This is a genomic window from Castellaniella denitrificans (assembly GCF_027214045.1).
Lineage (GTDB): Bacteria > Pseudomonadota > Gammaproteobacteria > Burkholderiales > Burkholderiaceae_B > Castellaniella > Castellaniella denitrificans_A.
Window position 1 is genome coordinate 689535 of sequence record NZ_JAPWHE010000001.1, and the last position, 19580, is coordinate 709114.

At 67.3% G+C, this 19580-nt stretch carries 17 protein-coding genes; 14 read left to right on the top strand and 3 right to left on the bottom strand.

Going from position 1 to position 19580, the window contains the following annotated elements; all coding sequences use genetic code 11:
• Window positions 1–106 precede the first annotated feature (106 nt).
• Entirely contained in the window at window positions 107–1072 is a 966-nt protein-coding gene (locus tag O4H32_RS03300) for an asparaginase (RefSeq protein ID WP_269356652.1), read from the bottom strand.
• On the bottom strand, window positions 1072–2361 hold the full coding sequence (locus O4H32_RS03305; protein ID WP_269356654.1) for a Glu/Leu/Phe/Val family dehydrogenase: 1290 nt from the start codon (window positions 2359–2361) through the stop codon (window positions 1072–1074). The genes O4H32_RS03300 and O4H32_RS03305 overlap by 1 nt, the downstream gene beginning before the upstream one ends.
• A gap of 212 nt (window positions 2362–2573) precedes the next feature.
• Here O4H32_RS03305 and O4H32_RS03310 point away from each other — a divergent pair, with 212 nt between their 5' ends.
• The 8 genes from O4H32_RS03310 (at window position 2574) to O4H32_RS03345 (ending at window position 11632) form a co-directional block, all read left to right on the top strand.
• Window positions 2574–3341: a phosphoadenylyl-sulfate reductase gene (locus O4H32_RS03310; protein ID WP_269356967.1), complete on the top strand. Its 768-nt coding sequence runs from the start codon at window positions 2574–2576 to the stop codon at window positions 3339–3341.
• Complete coding sequence (gene cysD / locus O4H32_RS03315; RefSeq protein WP_269356656.1) at window positions 3338–4249, top strand: sulfate adenylyltransferase subunit CysD; 912 nt, start codon at window positions 3338–3340, stop codon at window positions 4247–4249. The genes O4H32_RS03310 and cysD overlap by 4 nt, the downstream gene beginning before the upstream one ends.
• Window positions 4250–4374: 125 nt before the next feature.
• On the top strand, window positions 4375–5673 hold the full coding sequence (locus tag O4H32_RS03320; RefSeq protein ID WP_269356657.1) for a sulfate adenylyltransferase subunit 1: 1299 nt from the start codon (window positions 4375–4377) through the stop codon (window positions 5671–5673).
• Window positions 5674–5772: 99 nt separating this feature from the next.
• Window positions 5773–6684, top strand: coding sequence for a LysR substrate-binding domain-containing protein (locus tag O4H32_RS03325; RefSeq protein WP_269356659.1), 912 nt, complete (start codon window positions 5773–5775; stop codon window positions 6682–6684).
• Between the two features lie 141 nt (window positions 6685–6825).
• Window positions 6826–8040, top strand: coding sequence for an ABC transporter substrate-binding protein (locus O4H32_RS03330; RefSeq protein ID WP_269356661.1), 1215 nt, complete (start codon window positions 6826–6828; stop codon window positions 8038–8040).
• 59 nt (window positions 8041–8099) lie between these two features.
• Entirely contained in the window at window positions 8100–8975 is an 876-nt protein-coding gene (locus tag O4H32_RS03335; protein ID WP_269356662.1) for a branched-chain amino acid ABC transporter permease, read from the top strand.
• Window positions 8976–8981: 6 nt separating this feature from the next.
• Window positions 8982–10919, top strand: coding sequence for a branched-chain amino acid ABC transporter ATP-binding protein/permease (locus O4H32_RS03340; RefSeq protein ID WP_269356664.1), 1938 nt, complete (start codon window positions 8982–8984; stop codon window positions 10917–10919).
• On the top strand, window positions 10913–11632 hold the full coding sequence (locus tag O4H32_RS03345; RefSeq protein ID WP_269356666.1) for an ABC transporter ATP-binding protein: 720 nt from the start codon (window positions 10913–10915) through the stop codon (window positions 11630–11632). Before O4H32_RS03340 ends, O4H32_RS03345 begins: the two co-directional genes overlap by 7 nt.
• A gap of 13 nt (window positions 11633–11645) precedes the next feature.
• Here O4H32_RS03345 and O4H32_RS03350 read toward each other — a convergent pair whose 3' ends face one another.
• Entirely contained in the window at window positions 11646–12320 is a 675-nt protein-coding gene (locus tag O4H32_RS03350) for a Crp/Fnr family transcriptional regulator (protein ID WP_269356667.1), read from the bottom strand.
• 147 nt (window positions 12321–12467) lie between these two features.
• Here O4H32_RS03350 and O4H32_RS03355 point away from each other — a divergent pair, with 147 nt between their 5' ends.
• The 6 genes from O4H32_RS03355 to O4H32_RS03380 all read left to right on the top strand — a co-directional run bounded on the left by O4H32_RS03355 (window position 12468) and on the right by O4H32_RS03380 (window position 19578).
• Window positions 12468–14429 carry an AMP-dependent synthetase/ligase gene (locus tag O4H32_RS03355; RefSeq protein WP_269356669.1) on the top strand — a complete coding sequence of 654 codons (1962 nt, stop codon included), beginning with the start codon at window positions 12468–12470 and terminating at the stop codon, window positions 14427–14429.
• Complete coding sequence (locus tag O4H32_RS03360; protein ID WP_269356671.1) at window positions 14430–15269, top strand: ABC transporter ATP-binding protein; 840 nt, start codon at window positions 14430–14432, stop codon at window positions 15267–15269.
• Window positions 15270–15278: 9 nt separating this feature from the next.
• Complete coding sequence (locus O4H32_RS03365) at window positions 15279–16208, top strand: branched-chain amino acid ABC transporter permease (protein ID WP_269356672.1); 930 nt, start codon at window positions 15279–15281, stop codon at window positions 16206–16208.
• Window positions 16209–16223: 15 nt separating this feature from the next.
• Window positions 16224–17285: a branched-chain amino acid ABC transporter permease gene (locus O4H32_RS03370; RefSeq protein ID WP_269356673.1), complete on the top strand. Its 1062-nt coding sequence runs from the start codon at window positions 16224–16226 to the stop codon at window positions 17283–17285.
• Window positions 17286–17373: 88 nt separating this feature from the next.
• Window positions 17374–18705, top strand: coding sequence for an ABC transporter substrate-binding protein (locus O4H32_RS03375; RefSeq protein ID WP_269356675.1), 1332 nt, complete (start codon window positions 17374–17376; stop codon window positions 18703–18705).
• A 45-nt stretch (window positions 18706–18750) separates the two neighbouring features.
• Window positions 18751–19578, top strand: coding sequence for an ABC transporter ATP-binding protein (locus tag O4H32_RS03380; protein WP_043680029.1), 828 nt, complete (start codon window positions 18751–18753; stop codon window positions 19576–19578).
• Window positions 19579–19580 lie beyond the last annotated feature (2 nt).

Consider the following 19580-nt stretch of genomic DNA (forward strand, 5'->3'; position numbering starts at 1 on the left):
GGCGCGAGGTGGAGAGCTGCCCCGGCTGGAGATGTTCCGTGCCTGGCGAATCGGAGCGGCATGCAAGCCGCGAAGTGGAGAGCTGCCCCGGCTGGAGGCGGGCTGCTTACAGTCGCTGCAGCAGATCGCCGATTCCGGCGCGGTCCATGCCGCGCGCCAGCGCCAGCCGCAAGGCGATGCGCGCCTGCAGGGGATTGAGCGCATGGGCCGCCATCGGACCGCCATCGGCGTCGGTGACCGGCCCGTCCGGCACCCGGCTGGCGCGCACGCAGACCAGGCCGCGGCGGCTTGCCTGGGCGCAGCCCCGCACGGCGGCCGGGCTCAGGCTGCCGTTACCCATGGATGCCACGACGATGCCGCGCACGCCCGCCTGGATCGCGGCACCGTAGGCATGCGCAGGCGCATCCTGGTAGTCCAGGATGATGTCCACCGGGGGCAGGGTCCGCAGACCCGCCAGGGAAAACACCGCCGTCCCGGGCAGGTCGGGCCGCATGGCGTAGCGCACCCGGCCGTCGGTGACCGCGCCCAGGACGCCTGTGCCGTCCGTCCCGAAGGCGTCCACCCGGGTGGTGTGGCGCTTGACCGCATGCCGTGCGGCGACGATGCGATCGTTCATGACCACCAGCACGCCCCGGTCGCGGCTGGCCGGGGCGGCCGCCGCCAGCAGGGCATTGACCAGATTCAGCGGCCCGTCGGCGCTCAGGGCCGAGGCCGGGCGCATGGCGCCGACCAGCACGACGGGCTTGGGGGAGCGCACCGTCAGGTGCAGGAGGAAGGCGGTTTCCTCCAGGCTGTCGGTCCCGTGCGTGATCACCACGCCGTCCACGTCCGGATCGCGCAAGTGGCGGTCCGCGGCGCGTGCCAGGCGCAGGACCTGGGCGGTGCCCAGGTCGCGGCTGTCCACGTTGAACGGCTGCTCGCAACGGATATCGGCCACATCGGCCGCCCCCGGGATCGCCGCCAGCATGGCCTCGATCCCCTGGGTGACCCGGTAGCCGGTCAGCGTGCGGGCGTCGCCGGCCGTGGCGGCGATGGTGCCGCCCGTGCCGATCAGGACCAGACGTGGCCGCATCAGGGGTACAGGCCGCGCACCTGGCGGGCTTCGAGGATGCGGGTGCAGGCCACGATGAAGGATGCCGTGCGCAGCGACACGCCGTGCTGGCGGGCCACCGCCGACACGGCCGCGTAGGCGGCGCGCATCATGGCTTCCAGGCGATGGTTGATTTCCTGTTCCGTCCAGAAGAAGCTGGAGAAGTCCTGCACCCATTCGAAATAGCTGACCGTGACGCCGCCCGCGTTGGCGACCACGTCGGGGACGATGATCGTGCCCTTGGCCGAGAGGATGTCGTCGGCCTCGGGGGTGGTGGGGCCGTTGGCGCCCTCGACCAGGATGCGGGTGCGGATCAGGTCGGCGTTGTCGTGGGTGATCTGGCCTTCCAGGGCGGCCGGGATCAGGATTTCGGTTTCCAGCGACCAGAATTCATCGGGGGTGAGCGTCTGGGCATCGGGGGCGCCCGCCACGCCGCCGTTTTCACGCACGTGGTCGAACAGGGCCAGGACGTTCAGGCCGTTGGCGTTGTGGACGATGCCGGTGTGGTCGTAGACCGCGACGACCTTGGCGCCGGCCTCATGGAACAGGCGCCCGGCGGTGCCGCCCACGTTGCCGAAGCCCTGGATGGCGATGCGCGCGCCTTTGATGTCGATGCCGGATTCCCGCGCGGCCTCGCAGGCCGCCACGTACACGCCGCGGCCCGTGGCCTCGACGCGGCCCAGGCTCCCGCCCAGGGACACCGGCTTGCCGGTGACCACGCCGGTGGCCGTAGAGCCCTCGTTCATCGAATAGGTGTCCATCATCCAGGCCATGGTCTGGGCGTTGGTGTTCACGTCGGGCGCGGGGATGTCCTTGTTGGGGCCGATGATCACGCCGATCTCGCTGGTGTAGCGGCGCGTGATGCGTTCCAGTTCGGCCTGGGAATATTTGCGCGGGTCGATGCGGATGCCGCCCTTGGCGCCACCGAAGGGCAGGTTCACGGCGGCGGACTTGACCGACATCCAGGCCGACAGCGCCATGACTTCGGACAGGGTGACGTCCTGGTGGTAGCGCACGCCGCCCTTGCCGGGACCGCGCGAAGTGTTGTGCTGAACCCGATAGCCCTCGAAATGGGCGATCGTGCCGTTGTCCAGTTCCACCGGCACGTCCACGATCAGGATGCGCTTGGGACGCTTCAGGGTTTCGACCCAGCGCGCCAGGGAACCCAGGTAGGGCGTGACGCGGTCGACCTGTTCCAGATAGATGCCCCAGGGACCGGGGTGGGCCGGATCCAGGTAAGAGGGCAGGGCTTGGGCAATCGGTTCGGACATGGTGTGCGGCCTTTTGTATGAGTGCAGAACAGTCAGGGACATACTACCGGCCCCATTTTAGTGCGGCGGCCGCGCGCTGTGTCCCGCGAAGAATGGGTGGAAGGGGCTCCGGTTATATCGAATCAACGTTTTTTTCGTTCCGCAAGGGATGGCGGGCGGTCACACTGACCGCTTCCGCCGGCTGGACCGGCTCCTGGAGATCGATCGTGACGATGACGCTTTCCCCGCCGCTGGCGGCCCGCTGGGAGGCCCTGCTGGCCGGCCTCGCGCGCATCGCGGACGAGCACCCGGATGCGCTGCTGGCCTCGTCCATGGGGATCGAGGACACACTGCTGATCCATGCCGTGGCGCAACTGCCCCGCCCGCCGGCGGTCTTCATGCTCGATACCGGCCGCCTGCATGCCGAGACCCTGGCCATGGTGGGCGTCGTGCGTGAACGCTACGGCATCGAGACGCGTGTGATGCACCCCGATCCGCAGGCCGTGCGGGCCCATGTGGCCGCGCACGGCGAATTCGCCTTCTACGAAAGCGTGGCGCTGCGCAAGACCTGCTGCGGCATCCGCAAGGTCGAGCCGCTGCGTCGTGCGCTGGCGGGGCATTCGGCCTGGATCACCGGTCAGCGACGCGAACAATCGCCGACCCGGGTCGAACTGCCGGAAACGCAGTGGGACGACCTCTTTGGCTTGCGGAAATTCAATCCCCTGGCGTTCTGGACGGCCGACGAGGTCTGGGGCGTGGCGCGCGCCCTGGACGTGCCCCGCAACCCGTTGCACGAGCGGGGTTATCCCTCGATCGGCTGCGAGCCCTGTACGCGCGCCGTGCGTCCCGGCGAGGATCCGCGCGCCGGCCGCTGGTGGTGGGAACAGCGCGACAGCCGCGAATGCGGCCTGCACGCCGGCAATTTGCGGATGACTGGCACACCGGGCGCGCGTCCGCGCGCACGCCTTTCCTCGGACACCACGGAAGCACCGACATCATGAGCACCGCCCTTCTCACCCGGACCCACCTCGACTGGCTGGAATCCGAAGCCATCCACATCCTGCGCGAGGTCGCCGCCGAATGCGCGCGGCCCGTGCTGCTGTTTTCCGGCGGCAAGGACTCCTGCGTGCTGTTGCGCCTGGCGGAAAAGGCCTTTCGCCCGGGGCGCTTTCCCTTCCCGTTGATGCACATCGACACGGGCCACAACTTTCCCGAGGTCATCGCCTTTCGCGACCGTCGGACGGCGGAACTGGGCGAGACGCTGATCGTGCGCGGCGTCGAGGACTCCATTGCGCGTGGCACGGTCGTGCTGCGCCATGCCAACGACTCGCGCAACGCGGCCCAGGCCACGACGCTGCTGGAAGCGATCGCGGAATTCGGTTTCGACGCTTGCGTCGGCGGCGCCCGCCGGGACGAGGAAAAGGCACGCGCCAAGGAGCGCATCTGCTCGTTTCGCGACGAGTTCGGCCAGTGGGATCCCAAGGCCCAGCGGCCGGAACTCTGGAATCTGTACAACACGCGCACGCACCCGGGCGAAAACATCCGTGTCTTTCCGATCTCGAACTGGACCGAACTGGACGTCTGGCAGTACATCGAGCGCGAAAACCTGGATCTTCCTTCGCTCTACTACGCGCACGACCGCGAGGTGGTCCGCCGCAACGGCCTGCTGGTCCCCGTCACGCCGCTGACCCCGCCGCGAGAGGGCGAGCCGGTCGAGCGCCTGAGCGTGCGTTTCCGCACGGTGGGCGACGTTTCCTGCACGTGTCCGGTGGCGTCCACGGCGGCCACGCCGGCCGACATCATCGCCGAGACGGCCGTCACCACCATCACCGAGCGCGGCGCCACGCGCATGGACGATCAGACCAGTGAGGCGTCGATGGAACGGCGCAAGAAACAAGGCTATTTCTGAGTGCCTGGCCTCGTCATGCTGCGTTGCAAATCCTCGCGATAGTCTGGCTATCGCCGCGGTTTGCGCCTTGCCTGACAAGCCCAGGCATCCGAACTTGAGCATCCGAATCGGATCAAGGAATCACAATGAACGCAATCAACGAACAATGGCAGGCCGCGCCGGAAACCAGCGTCCTGCGCCTGATCACGGCCGGGTCCGTGGACGACGGCAAATCCACGCTGATCGGTCGTCTGCTGGTCGACAGCAAGGGCGTGTTCGCCGACCAGCTTCAGGCCATCGCGGGCTCGAAATACACGCGCGCCCCCAATAGCGAGCTGGATCTGGCGCTGCTGACCGACGGCCTGGAGGCCGAGCGCGAGCAGGGCATCACCATCGATGTGGCCTACCGCTATTTCGCCACCCCGGCGCGCAAGTTCATCGTCGCCGACGCGCCCGGCCACGAGCAGTACACGCGCAACATGGTCACGGGGGCCTCGACGGCCGACGCCGCCGTGATCCTGATCGACGCCAGCCGGGCGAGGGATGGCCGGCTGTTGCCGCAGACCAAGCGTCACAGCACCTTGGCCCGCCTGCTGGGGCTGCGCCACATCGTGGTCGCGGTCAACAAGATGGATCTGGTCGGCTGGGACCGGGCGGTGTTCGACCGGATCCATGCGGCGTACCGCGATCTGGCCGGGCGCCTGGGCATTCCGGCCTTTCATATCGTGCCGCTCTCGGCCCTGTCGGGCGACAACGTCGTGCGGCGCGGCGAGCGGACGCCCTGGTACCAGGGGCCGCCGTTGCTGGCCCTGCTGGAGGACCTGCCGGTGGACACGGGGCCTGCGGAAGACCAGGCGCGCTTCTTCGTCCAGTGGGTGATCCGCCACAACGGCAGCGGCCCCGACGCGTTCCGGGGCTACGCGGGCCAGTTGCGGGGCGGCGCCTGGCGGGTCGGCGACGCCGTCCAGGTCCTGCCGAGCCGCGAATCCGCGCGCATCGCGGGTCTGCTGCGCGGTGCGCAGGCGGTCGATCATGCCCTGGCGGGCGACAGCGTCACCGTGGTGCTGGACCGCGACATTGACCTGTCCCGGGGCGACGTGCTGGTCGACGCCAGGGCGCGGCCGGCGCTGGGCAGCGACTTCGAGGCGGATCTGTGCTGGTTGGACCAGCAGGCGCTGAATCCGGCACGGCTGTACTGGCTGAAACAGGGTTCCCGCCTGACGCAGGCGCGTGTCCAGGCCGTGCTCACCCGCCGCGATATCCACGAGTTGCGTTCGGTGGACTGGAACGGCACTCTGGCCATGAACGACATCGGACGCGTGCAGTTGCGGACCCGCGATCCCCTGATCCTGGACGACTACGACGCGCAGCGGGCGACGGGCGCCTTCATCCTGATCGATACGGCCACGAACCAGACGGCGGCGGCCGGGCTGGTCCGGCGTTGACGCGGGCCTGATTCGGGGCGAATCCCGATGGGCGGCCGCGGGACTCCGTGGCAGAATGACGCGGGGTGGCCGGTGTCCGGCCCGTCGCCGTGAAGCCACATGCTCCGATTCGCCCATCAGAACCTCCGCCTGCCCTCCCTGGCCACGATCCAGGCGTTCGAGTCGGCCGCCCGCCTGGGCTCGTTCGGCCGCGCGGCCGAGGAACTCTGCATCACGGCCAGCGCGGTCGGCAAACGCATCAGCCAGTTGGAAACCGCCCTCGGCCAGCCCCTTTTCGACCGGGGCAGCCGGGGCGTCGCGTTGACTGCGGCGGGGCACGAATACCTGGACCAGATCGAAACGGCGCTGCACCTGTTGTCCGACATTTCCCTGCATCGCCGGTCCCGGCCCCGGGAACGCATCCGGCTGGTCACGACGCCGACCTTCGGCCACTACATCCTGGGGCCGTATCTGCACGAGTTCACCTCGGCCCATCCCAACGTCGACATGAGCGTGGTGCTGTCGATCCCTTACCTCGACATCGGTCCCACCCAAGCGGATTTCTGGGTGCGTTTCGGACTGGGCCGGTATCCGGGCGCGGTGTCCGAACGTCTGACGGACGACGCGGTGTTCCCGGCGTGCTCGCCCGGTTATCTGGCGCGCCATGGCGCCCTGCGCCGCCCCGCCGACCTGGCCGGCGCGAACCTGCTGCGCTGCCCCCTGGATCCCTGGAAACCCTGGTTCGACGCCGCCGGGCTGGACTGGCCTGAGCCCGAAGGGGGGGTGAGCTTCTTCGATGTGGGGCTGGCCATGACCGCCGCGCGGGCGGGCCAGGGCGTCGTGATCGCGCGGCGCAGCCTGGCGGGCGCCTACCTTGACGAGGGCAGCTTGGTCGCGCCTTTCGGGATCCAGGCGGCGCCCGATTCCCACTACTACCTGTGCCGCGAGGCCTCCACCCCGCTGACCGGCGCGCACCTAGCGTTTTCCCTATGGCTGAAGGCGCTCTGCGCCAGGATATCCAGTTCTTCCTAGGCCTTGCGACAGGGTGCGGAATTTCTTTCCGCCCTGGCCCGATGCAATTTCCGACAGCGTCCCGGGACGGTCGATAGACTTTCCGCCGAGCATGTAAATCAGGCCGGCGCGTCAGCCGGCCACATCGAGAACGGAGACGACATGACATTCCACAAGACCTGCCTGGCCCTGGCCATCACTCTGTCGCTGGCGGCGACCGCCCAGGCGGCCGACACCATCAAGATCGGCGTATCCGGGCCCTTCACGGGAGGGTCGTCCTCCATGGGCGTGAGCATGCGCGACGGCGTGCGCCTGGCCGCCCAGGACATCAACGCCAAGGGCGGCGTGCTGGGGCGCCAGATCGAACTGGTCGAGCGCGACGACGAGGCAAAGAACGAGCGCGGCGTGCAGATCGCCCAGGAACTGATCAACCGCGAACAGGTGGTCGCCACGCTGGGCTTCATCAACACCGGGGTGGCCCTGGCCTCGACCCGCTTCTACCAGAACGCCGGCATCCCGGCCATCGCCAACGTGGCGACGGGCTCGGTGGTCACCCAGCAGTTCCTGCCGCCGAAATACGAGCACAACTACGTGTTCCGCATGTCGGCCGCCGACAACATCCAGGCGCCCATGATCGCCGCCGAGGCCATCACCAAGCGCGGCTTCAAGAAGGTCGCCATCATGGCCGACTCCACCAATTACGGCCAGCTGGGCCGCGAGGACATGGAAAAGGCGCTGGACAAGCTGGGCGTCAAACCGGTCGCGGTGGAAAAATTCAACATCGGCGACGTCGACATGACCGCGCAGCTGTTGCGCGCCAAGGAAGCCGGCGCCGAGGCCCTGCTGACCTACGGCATCGGCCCCGAGCTGGCCCAATTGGCCAACGGCATGGCCAAGCTCGGCTGGAAAGTGCCCCTGATCGGCAGCTGGACGCTGGCCATGGCGAATTTCATCGACACGGCGCGCGCCAACGGTGACGGCGCCCTGATGCCCCAGACCTTCATCCAGAATCCCAATACCCCCAAGCGCAAGGCCTTCATCGACGCGTACGTCAAGGCCTTCAAGCCCAAGAACGACCGGATCGAATCGGCCGTGTCCGCCGCCCAGGGCTACGACTCGGTGCTGCTGCTGGCCGCCGCCATCGAGCAGGCCGGCGACACCAAGGGCGCCGACATCCGCGCCGCGCTCGAAAACCTGAAGAAGCCCGTCGAAGGCGTGATCATGACCTACAAGGCGCCCTACTCGACGACCGACCACGAGACCATCGACGGTCCCGGCCTGGTCTACATGGGCGAGGTGTCCAAGGGCCGCGTGATCTTCGCCCACCCCGAGGACGCGCAGCGCAGCGTCGCCAACGCCGGCCAGTCCGCGCAGTAAGACCGCCGCACCGGCGCATCCCGCCCCAGGGCGGGATGCGCGTCTCCGCTGGAAAGAACATGACGATTTTTCTGCAACTGGCCTACAGCGGCGTGGCCCTGGGCATGATCTACGCGGTCATCGCCTTTGGCTACCAACTGACCTACGCCACTTCCGAAACCCTGAACTTCGGCCAGGGCGACGCCCTGATGCTGGGGGGGCTGGTCGGACTGACCCTGGTCGGCATGGGCGTGAGCTATTGGCTGATGATCCCGCTGGTCTGCCTGTTCGGGATGGCGCAGGGCGCCGTGGTCGAACGCGTGGCCGTGCGCCCCGCGATCCAGGCGCGTTCCGAATTCGGCTGGATCATGGCGACCATCGCCCTGGGCATCATCTTCCGCAATATGGCCGAGAACATCTGGGGCCGCGACGCCCTGCATTTTCCCTCGCCCGTGTCCGAGACGCCCCTCAGCGTGCTGGGCGCCAACATCCTGCCGATGGAACTGCTGGTGGTCGCGGGCGCGCTGTTGATCATGGGCGCCATCGAATTGTTCAATCGCACCTCGATCTACGGCAAGGCGGTGGTGGCGACCTCCGGCGACCGCGACGCCGCCGGTCTGATGGGCATCAACACCAAGCTGGTCATCACGTTCTCGTACGCATTGTCCTCCCTGACGGCCGCCTTCGCGGGTGTGCTGGTCGCCCCGCTGACCCTCACCGGCGCCTCCATGGGTGCGGTGCTGGGCCTCAAGGCCTTCGCGGTGGCCATCGTGGGCGGCCTGAACAGCGGCCTGGGTGCCATCGTGGGCGGCCTGCTGCTGGGCGTCATTGAAACCACCACCGGCTTCTATCTTTCCACCGGCTACAAGGACGTCCCCGGCCTGATCCTGCTGCTGCTCGTCCTGACGGTGCGGCCCGCCGGGCTGTTCGGCAAGACCGCCATCAAGAAGGTCTGATTCACCATGAACAAGAAGCATCTGCTGTCTTTCGTCGCGCTGGCCGCCGTGCTGGCGATGGTGCCGCTCATCGTCGTCAATCCCTACTACCTGCACCTGATCGAGACCATCCTGATCTACGCCGTCCTGCTGCTCGGGCTGGATATCGTGGTGGGCTACACCGGCCAGGTGTCCCTCGGCCATGCGGGGCTGTTCGGAATCGGCGCCTATGTCGTGGGGACGCTGGTCCTGCACCTGGACATGCCGTTCTGGATCACCCTGCCGGCCGCCGTCGTGGTGACGGCTGCCTTCGGCGCGATCCTCGCCCTGCCGGCGCTGCGCGTGACCGGACCCTACCTGGCGATGGTGACCCTGGCTTTCGGCACCATCATCCAGATCCTCATCAACGAGATGGACTTCCTCACGGCGGGGCCGCTGGGCATCAGCCTGGACAAGCCCTCCGTGGCCGGCCACATGCTCAGCGGTCCCGAATTCTTCTGGCTGGTCCTGGCCCTGCTGGCGCTGGCGGTGCTGTTCACCGAGCGGGTGGCGCGTTCGCACTACGGGCGCGCCTTCGAGGCCCTGCGCGACAGTCCGATCGCCTGCGACTGCATGGGCGTATCGGTCTACCGCTACAAAGTCGTGGCCTTCGTCATCAGCGCCGGCCTGGCCGGCCTGTCGGGTGCGTTGCACGCCTACTCGGAACAGTACATTTCGCCCAACACCTATACCTTCGAACTGATGGTGCTGTTCCTGCTCGCCCTGATCATGGGCGGGCGCAAGACCCGTTCGGGCGCGCTGCTGGGGGCGGCCATCATCGTGCTGCTGCCCAAGATGCTCGACGATGTGTCCACCTTCCGGCCGTTGGCCATTGGCCTGGCGGTGCTGGTCACGGCGGGCGCCGTGATGGCGGTGCGGCGCGGCCGCGCCACCCCGGCGCGCATGGCGGCACCGGTGATCGGCGCCCTGGTCCTGGCAGGCGGCTCGCTGGCGCTGGACCAGATGACCGACTGGCGGCTGTCGATCTTCGGCCTCATGATCCTGTTCGTCGTCTATTACTTGCCGGACGGCATCGTCGGTTTCGTGACGCAGGCCCTGGGCCGTCCCCGGGCGGACACGGCACAGAACGGGCGGGCGCAGGCCGCCCTGGCCGTCGAGGCCGACGGACTGCCGGACGCGTCGCACGGCGTCCTGCTCACCGTCGGCCAGGCCGTGATGCAGTTCGGCGGCCTCAAGGCGCTCAACGGAGTCGACCTGGAAGTCCGGCGCGGCACGATCCACGGACTGATCGGTCCCAACGGCTCGGGCAAGAGCACCATGATGAACGTGCTGACGGGCATTTACGTGCCCACGTCGGGCAGCGTCGTCTTCGCCGGCCGGGACCTGGCCGGCCTGACCTCCGCGCAGATCGCCGCCCGGGGCGTGGCGCGCACCTTCCAGAACGTGCAGCTCTTCGGCGAGATGAGCGCGCTGGAAAACGTGCTGGTCGGACTGCATCACACGTTCGGCAGCGGACTGACGGGCATTGCGCTGCGCACGCCCGGCTGGCGGCGAGAAGAACGCCAGGCACGCGCCCGGGCGCTCGGACTGCTGGAATTCGTCGGCCTCGCCTCGCTGGCCCACGAAGAGGCGCGCAATCTGCCCTACGGCAAGCAGCGCCTGCTGGAGATCGCCCGCGCCCTGGCGCTCGATCCCCAACTGCTGTTGCTCGACGAGCCGGCGGCCGGCCTGACGGCTCCGGACATCGAGGAACTGCTGGACATCATGCGCAAGCTCAAGGCCCGGGGTCTCACCGTCATCCTGATCGAACACCACATGGACGTGGTGATGGGGGTCTGCGACGCAGTGTCGGTGCTGGATTTCGGACAGAAGATCGCCGAGGGACTGCCCGCCGACGTGCAGGCCGACCCCCGGGTCGTCGAAGCCTATCTGGGCGGTGAACAGGCGGGAGCGCAGGCATGCTGAAAATCGAGAACCTGGAAGCCGGCTACGGCAAGGTCAAGGTGCTGCATGGCATCAGCCTGGACGTGCCCGCCGGCAAGGTCGTGACCCTGATCGGGTCCAACGGGGCGGGCAAGACCACCACCATGCGGGCCGTGTCCGGCATGCTGCGACCTTCGGCCGGCACCATCACCCTGGGCGACCGGGCGATCCAGGGGCTGGAGTCCCACCGGATCGCCCGTCTGGGCCTGGCGCACTCTCCGGAAGGCCGGCGCGTCTTTCCCACGCTGAGCGTGACCGACAACCTGTTGCTGGGCGCCTTTCCGCGCCTGACCGGCAGCCGCGCCCGCGGCGACGTCGCCCGCGACCTGGATCGCGCCATGGACCTGTTCCCGCGCCTGAAGGAACGGCGCGCGCAGTTGGCGGGCACCCTGTCGGGCGGCGAACAGCAGATGCTGGCCATGGCGCGCGCCGTCATGCTCAACCCCGAGGTCGTGCTGCTGGACGAGCCTTCGATGGGGCTGGCCCCCATCCTGGTCGACGAAGTCTTCCGCATCATTTCGCGCCTGAAGTCCGAGGGGGTGACCATGCTGCTGGTGGAGCAGTTCGCGGCGGCGGCGCTGGCGGTGGCGGATTACGGCTACGTGCTGGAAAACGGCCGCATCGCCGTCGAAGGGCCCGCGCAGCGGTTGCGCAGCGATCCCGCCGTCGCCGCGGCTTATCTGGGCGGGCACTAGTCGGCGAACAGCCTCACAGGCCGTAGTGCTTCAGTCCGTCCAGGTCCAGCACCTGGACGGCGCCGTATTCGATCTTCAGCAGTTGCGCGGACTCCAGCGCGCGCAGGGCCTGGTTGGTGCGCTGGCGGGAAATGCGCGCCAGGTAGCCGATTTCCTCCTGGGTGATCTCCAGGCGCATCGAATTGCCCGGGTACAGCAGCGGATTGAACAGTTCCGCCAGGCAGCGCGCCACGCGCGCGTCGGGCGCCAGCAGGCGGTCGTATTCGGCCTTGCCGATGAACTGCGCCACCCGTTCGTTGAGCTGGTGCAGCAGGTAGCGATTGAAGGGGATGCTGGCGTCCAGCAGCCAGTAGAACGTGTCGCCGCGCAGGCGGGCGATGGTACTGCGCCGCAGCGCGATGATGTCGTATTTGCGGGCTTCGCGTTTCAGGAGCGAGCCTTCGCCGATCCAGCCGCCGGCCGGCACCCCGGTCAGGGACGCCAGTTTGCCGTCGGCGTTGCCCACCGAGACCTTGACCAGCCCGTCGAGCACGCCGATCCAGGCGCAGGCGATCACGCCCTTGTGCTCGACGATGGTGCCGGCCTCGACATGCGCCACGGCGGTGTCCTGCAGGACGCGCGCCTGCTGTTCGTCGTCGAGCAGGTCGAACCAGGCGGCGCGCGCCGGCAAAGCCTGAGTCAGATTCATGGGGACTTACCCTAGATCGAGATCGAATGTCATACGTGCGACAGTCGGGGGGGTGTCGCAGCCTGTACCTTAGTCCATGACACGCCCATCAGAGGCGCACTGAAGGCCCCGCGCGCCGCAGGATCCGCGCAAGGCCGAGGAGACATCATGGTACAGGAAACCACCGCCGCGACGACGTTCCCCGCACTGCTGATGCACCATGCCCGGGTGCGAGGCGCGCGTCCGGCGATCCGGGAAAAGGATCTGGGCATCTGGCAGACGCTGACCTGGGCGCAGGTGGCGGCCGAGGTCCGGCGCGTGGCCTCGGGGCTGGCCGACCTGGGCGTCGGGGCGGGCGAACACGTCGCCGTGGTCGGCGAAAACCGCCCCCGGCTCTATATGGCGATGATGGCGGCGCAATGCCTGGGGGCGATCCCCGTGCCGCTCTATCAGGACGCCGTGGCCGAGGAAATGGCCTATGTGCTGCAGGACGCCGAGGTCGGCGTGGTGGTGGCCGAGGACCAGGAGCAGGTCGACAAGATGCTGGAAGTCTCCGGCCGCTGCCCGGTGTTGCACCATATCGTTTACGACGACCCGCGCGGCCTGCGCCATTACGACGATGCGCGCCTGCTGGCCTGGGAATCCCTGCTGGCGCGCGGCGATGCGCGCGCCCAGGGCATGCCCGACGAGATCGACGGCCGCATCGCCGCGATCGGCCCCGACGATACCGCCGCGATGTTCTATACCTCCGGGACCACGGGCAAGCCCAAGGGCGTGGTGCTCAGCCACCACGCCCTGATCGACCGGGCGCGGGCCATCGAGCGTTTCGAAGGGCTGACCGACCGGGAGGACGTGCTGGCCTATCTGCCGCCCGCCTGGATCGGGCAGAACATGTTTTCCTACACCCAGTTCCTGACCACGGGCTTTACCGTCAACCATCCGGAATCGCCGGAGACCGTGTCGATCGACATGCGGGATATCGGTCCCACCTATTATTTCGCGCCGCCCCGCGTGCTGGAAGGCTTGTTGACTCACGTCACGATCCGCATGGAGGACGCCGGCCGCTTCAAGCGCTGGCTGTATCGTCGGGCGATGGGCCTGGCGCGGCGGGTGGGGGACAGGATCCTGGACGGCGGCGCGGGCGTCGGCCCGTTCGATCGTCTGAAATACGCCCTGGGCGACCTGCTGATCTATGGACCCTTGCGCAACACCCTGGGCATGAGCCGGGTGCGCGTGGCCTACACGGCGGGCGAGGCCATCGGCCCCGACCTGTTCGTCTTCTACCGCTCGATCGGCATCAATCTCAAGCAACTCTACGGATCCACCGAGACCTCGGTCTTCGTCTGCGTCCAGGCCAACGGCCAGGTGCGCGACGACACGGTCGGCCCGCCCTGCGAGGGCGTGGACATCCGCGTGGCCGACAACGGCGAGATCCAGCTGCGCAGTCCGGGGCTGTTCTCCGGCTACTACCGCAACCCCAAGGCGACGGCCGAATCCTACACGGCGGATGGCTGGTACCACACCGGGGACGCGGGCTACCTGGACACCGACGGCCAGCTGAAGATCATCGACCGCGCCAAGGACGTCGGGCATCTGGCCGACGGCAGCCTGTTCGCGCCGAAATACATCGAAAACAAACTCAAGTTCTTCCCCTTCGTCAAGGAGGCCGTGGCCTTCGGGGCGGACCGCCCCGAGGTCTGCGCCTTCATCAACATTGACCTCGAGGCCGTCGGCAACTGGGCGGAACGCCGCGGCCTGCCGTACGCCGGCTACACCGACCTGGCCGGCAAGGACGAGGTCTACGCCCTGATCCGGGACTGTGTCGAACAGGTCAATGCCGACCTGGCCCAGGACCCGAAGCTGGCGGCCTCCCAGGTCAGCCGTTTCCTGATCCTGCACAAGGAGCTGGACCCCGATGACGACGAGCTGACCCGCACCCGCAAGGTCCGCCGCGCCTTCATCGCCCAGAAATACGCCGTGCTGGTCGAAGCCCTGTTCGAGGGCCGCGCGAGCCAGTTCATCGAGACCGAGGTCAAATTCGAGGACGGCCGCACGGGCCGGATCTCCGCCGACCTGCGCATCGAACCCGCGGCCGTCACGCGGCCCGTACCCCTGAAGAAGGTGGCCTGAATGACCCAACCGGCGACAGCACAGATCCCGGCGGCCGCGCCGGAAGGCGCTGCGGACCGCGCCGACCGCATCGGCGAGACCATCCTGGATCTGCAGAACATTTCCCTGTCCTTCGGCGGGGTCAAGGCGCTGACTGACATTTCCTTCGATGTGCGCGAACACGAGATCCGCGCCATCATCGGCCCCAACGGCGCGGGCAAGAGCTCGATGCTGAACGTCATCAACGGCGTCTATACGCCCCAGGAAGGCCGCATCCTGCTGCAAGGCCGCCAGTTCGCCCGGATGAACCCGCGCCGCGCCGCCGAAATGGGCATCGCCCGCACCTTCCAGAACCTGGCCCTGTTCAAGGGCATGAGCGTGCTGGACAACATCATGACGGGCCGCAACCTGCGCATGAAGAGCGGCGTGCTGGCCCAGGCGTTGCGGCTGGGTTCGGCCGAGCGCGAGGAAATCGCCCACCGCGAGGTCGTGGAGAACATCATCGATTTCCTGGAAATCCAGGCCTGGCGCAAAACCCCGGTCGGGCGCCTGCCCTACGGCCTGCAGAAGCGCGTGGACCTGGGCCGGGCGCTGGCCATGGAACCGCGCATCCTGTTGCTCGACGAGCCCATGGCCGGCATGAACATCGAAGAAAAGCAGGACATGAGCCGCTACATCCTGGATGTGAACGATGAATATGGCACCACGATCGTGCTGATCGAGCACGACATGGGCGTGGTGATGGATATTTCCGACCGGGTCGTGGTGCTGGACTACGGCCGCAAGATCGGTGATGGCGCGCCCGACGAGGTGCGCGGCAACCCCGAAGTCGTCCGGGCCTACCTGGGCGCCAGCCACTGAGGAGTCGCAATGGGATTCTTACTGGAAACGGTGATCGGCGGCCTGATGAGCGGCATGCTCTATGCCCTGGTGGCCCTGGGTTTCGTGCTGATCTTCAAGGCATCCGGGGTGTTCAATTTCGCCCAGGGCGCGATGGTGCTGATCGCGGCGCTGGCCATGGCCCGCCTGTCGGGCTGGATCGACGCCTGGCTGGGCGGCGCCTCGCCCGTGCTGGCCAACCTGCTGGCCTTCGTGCTCGCCGCCCTGTTCATGTGGCTGATCGCCATGCTGGTCGAGCGCCTGGTGCTGCGCCACCTGGTCAACCAGGAGGCCACCACGCTGCTGATGGCCACCATCGGCATCAGTTACTTCCTCGACGGCATCGGCCAGATCCTGTTCGGCAGCTCGGTGTATTCGATCGATGTCGGCATGCCCAAGGATCCCGTCATCATCCTGGACACCGTGTTCGACGGCGGCGTGCTGGTCAGTCTCGAAGACCTGACGGCCGCCGTCGTCGCCGCCGTGCTGGTGGCGGTGCTGGCTTTCTTCTTCCAGTACACCACGGTGGGCCGGGCGCTGCGCGCGGTGGCCGACGATCACCAGGCGGCGCAGTCGGTGGGCATCCCCCTGAACCGCATCTGGGTGGTGGTCTGGACGGTGGCCGGCCTGGTGGCCCTGGTCACGGGCATCGTCTGGGGATCCAAATTCGGCGTGCAGTTCACCCTGTCCACGGCCGCCCTGCGCGCCCTGCCCGTGGTGATCCTGGGCGGCCTGACCTCGGTGCCCGGCGCCATCGTCGGCGGCCTCATCATCGGCGTGGGCGAAAAGCTGTCCGAGGTCTACCTGGGGCCCTTCGTGGGCGGCGGCATCGAGATCTGGTTCGCCTACGTGCTGTCCCTGGTGTTCCTGCTGTTCCGGCCCCAGGGCCTGTTCGGCGAAAAAATCATCGACCGCGTCTGATAGGGGCAGCCATCCATGTTCTATCGCGAAAACGGCCAGTTCAAGAGCACCTACCGGTCGGACCAGCAGATCTTCCCGATCCGCCAGGACCGTTGGTTCATCGCCGGCCTGCTGCTGCTCGCCTTCGTCTTCGTCCCCCTGGGCGCGTCGAACTACTTTCTGCAGGCGATTCTCACGCCCTTCCTGATCCTGTCGCTGGCGGCCATCGGTCTGAACATCCTGGTCGGCTATTGCGGCCAGATCTCCATCGGCTCGGGGGCTTTCATGGCGGTGGGCGCCTACGCCGCCTGGAACTTCGGCGTCCGGCTGGATCTGCCGCTGGTGGTCCAGATCCTGCTGGGCGGCGTGTTCGCCACGCTGGCGGGGGTGGTGTTCGGCATCCCCAGCCTGCGCATCCGCGGCCTGTACCTGGCGGTGACGACGCTGGCGGCGCAGTTCTTCATGGACTGGGCGTTCCTGCGCATCCCCTATTTCACCAATTATTCGTCCTCGGGCAATGTGTCCGTGCCGGCACTGGAGGCCTTCGGTCTGCCGGTGTCCACGCCCGCGCAGAAATACCTGTTCGTGCTGTGTTTCGTGGCGGTCATCGGCCTGCTGGCCAAGAACCTGGTGCGCGGCGCCATCGGCCGGCAGTGGATGGCGATCCGCGACATGGACGTGGCCGCCGCCGTCATCGGCATCCGTCCGGTGTACGCCAAGCTCACCGCCTTCGCCGTCAGTTCCTTCATCATCGGTGTGGCGGGCGCGCTCTGGGCCTATATCCATCTGGGATCCTGGGAACCCCTGGCCTTCGACCTGAACCGCTCGCTGCAGCTGCTGTTCATCATCATCATCGGCGGCCTGGGCTCCATCATCGGCAGTTTCTTCGGCGCGGCCTTCATGGTGCTGGTGCCGGTGCTGCTGACCAACGTGCCGCACTGGCTGGGCCTGGATCTGCCGGTGGACGTGGCCTCGCATATCGAACACATGGTTTTCGGCTTCCTGATCGTTTTCTTCCTGATCGCGGAGCCGCATGGTCTGGCCAGGCTGTGGAGCATCGCCAAGGAAAAACTCAGGATCTGGCCGTTCCCCCATTGAGCGATCAAGGGGGCCTTTGGGGCGGCGTTCGACCGGACCCGTTCTTTGTTGACACGATAGGTGCCACACGCACCAGGAGGAGCTACAGATGAAGCACGCACTGACGAAGACCGCCGCCGCGGCCCTGCTGGCCGTCGTCGGGCTGGCGGGTGCCGCCGGCACGGCCCAGGCCGCCGATGAGCAGTTCATTCCCCTGCTGGTCTACCGGACCGGCTCGTTCGCCCCCCTCGGCATTCCCTGGGCCAACGGCAAGATCGACTACCTCAAGCTCGTCAACGAGCGCGACGGGGGCGTCAACGGCGTCAAGATCTCCTACGAGGAATGCGAGACCGCCTATTCCACCGACAAGGGCGTGGAATGCTATGAACGCCTGAAGAACAAGGACGGCGGTGCCTCCGGCTTCGACACCCAGTCCACGGGCATCACTTTCGCCGTGACCGACAAGGCGATCGTCGACGGGCAGCCCGTGGTCACGGTGGGCTATGGCCTGTCGCAATCGGCCGATGGCCGGGTCTTCAAGTGGAACTTCCCGCTGCTGGGCACGTACTGGACAGCGGCCGACGTCATGATCCAGGACATCGCCAAGAAGCTGGGCGGCGAGGACAAGCTCAAGGGCAAGAAGATCGCCCTCATCTACCACGACTCGCCCTTCGGCAAGGAGCCCATCCCGCTGCTCCAGGAACGCGCCAAGGCCAATGGCTTCGACCTGCAGCTCTATCCGGTCGCCGCGCCCGGGGTCGAGCAGAAATCCACCTGGCTGCAGATCCGCAAGAACCGGCCCGATTACGTCATCCTCTGGAGTGCCGGGATCATGACCCCGACCGCCATTCGCGAGGCCCAGGGCGTGGGCTATCCGCGCGACAAGATGTACGGCATCTGGTGGGCCAGCTCCGAGACCGACGTCAAGGACCTGGGCGACGTCGCCAAGGGCTACCACGGCATCACCATCCAGAACAGCGCGGAACACGGCCGGGTGCACGAGGACGTCAAGAAATACGTCTACGACAAGGGCGAGGGCGCCGACAAGGATGGCAGCACGTTCGGCTCGCTGGCCTACACGCGCGGCATGATGATCTCCATGCTGCAGGTCGAGGCCATCCGCACGGCCCAGGAAAAATTCGGCAAGGGCAAGCACATGACGCCCGAGCAGGTGCGCTGGGGCTATGAAAACCTGAACCTGGACCAGGCCCGCCTGGAACAGTTGGGTTTCGCCAAGCTGATGCGGCCGGTCAAGACCTCGTGCGAAAACCACATGGGCGACGACTGGGCACGCATCATCCAGTGGGACGGCAAGAAATTCGACGTCGTATCCGACTGGTACCAGTCCAACCCGAAGTACGTGCAGCCGCTGGTGAAGTCCCTGGGCGACAAGTATGCCGCCGAGAAGAAACTGCCGACGCGCGACTGCGCCGCCGAGTAAGCCGTGCCGGGGCCGGGCCGTGCCCGGCCCCTGGGAGAGGAATCGATGGATAGCGCACAGGCGTCCGAACCCGCGGTGCTGTTGAACGTCAACGGCATCGAGGTCATCTACAACCATGTCATCCTGGTGCTCAAGGGCGTGTCCCTGACCGTGCCGGAGGGCCGGATCGTGGCATTGCTGGGCGCCAACGGCGCCGGCAAGACCACCACTCTGCGGGCGATCTCCAACCTGCTGCGCGGCGAGCGCGGCGAGGTCACCAAGGGCGGGATCGAATACCGCGGGGAACGGATCGAATCCCTGTCTCCGGCCGATCTGGTGCAGCGCGGCGTGGTCCAGGTCATGGAGGGCCGCCATTGCTTCGCCCACCTGAGCATCGAGGAAAACCTGCTCACCGGCGCCTATACGCGGCGCCTGGGGCGCGCCGACCTGGACGCCGCCCTGGAGCGGGTCTATCGCTACTTTCCGCGCCTGAAGCAGCGACGCAAGAGCCAGGCGGGGTATACGTCCGGCGGCGAACAGCAAATGGCCGCCATCGGCCGGGCGCTGATGGCCGACCCGCGCATGATTCTGCTGGACGAGCCTTCGATGGGCCTGGCGCCGCAGATCGTCGAGGAAATCTTCGAGATCGTGCGCGACCTGAACCAGCGCGAAGGCGTCAGTTTCCTGCTGGCGGAACAGAACACCAACGTGGCCCTGCGCTACGCGGATTACGGCTACATCCTGGAAAACGGCCGCGTGATGATGGACGGCGCCGCCCGCGCGCTGGCCGAGAACGAGGACGTGAAGGAATTCTATCTGGGCGTCTCGGGGGCGGGGCGCACCAGCTTTCGCGACACCAAGTTCTACCGCCGGCGCAAGCGCTGGCTGGCCTGATA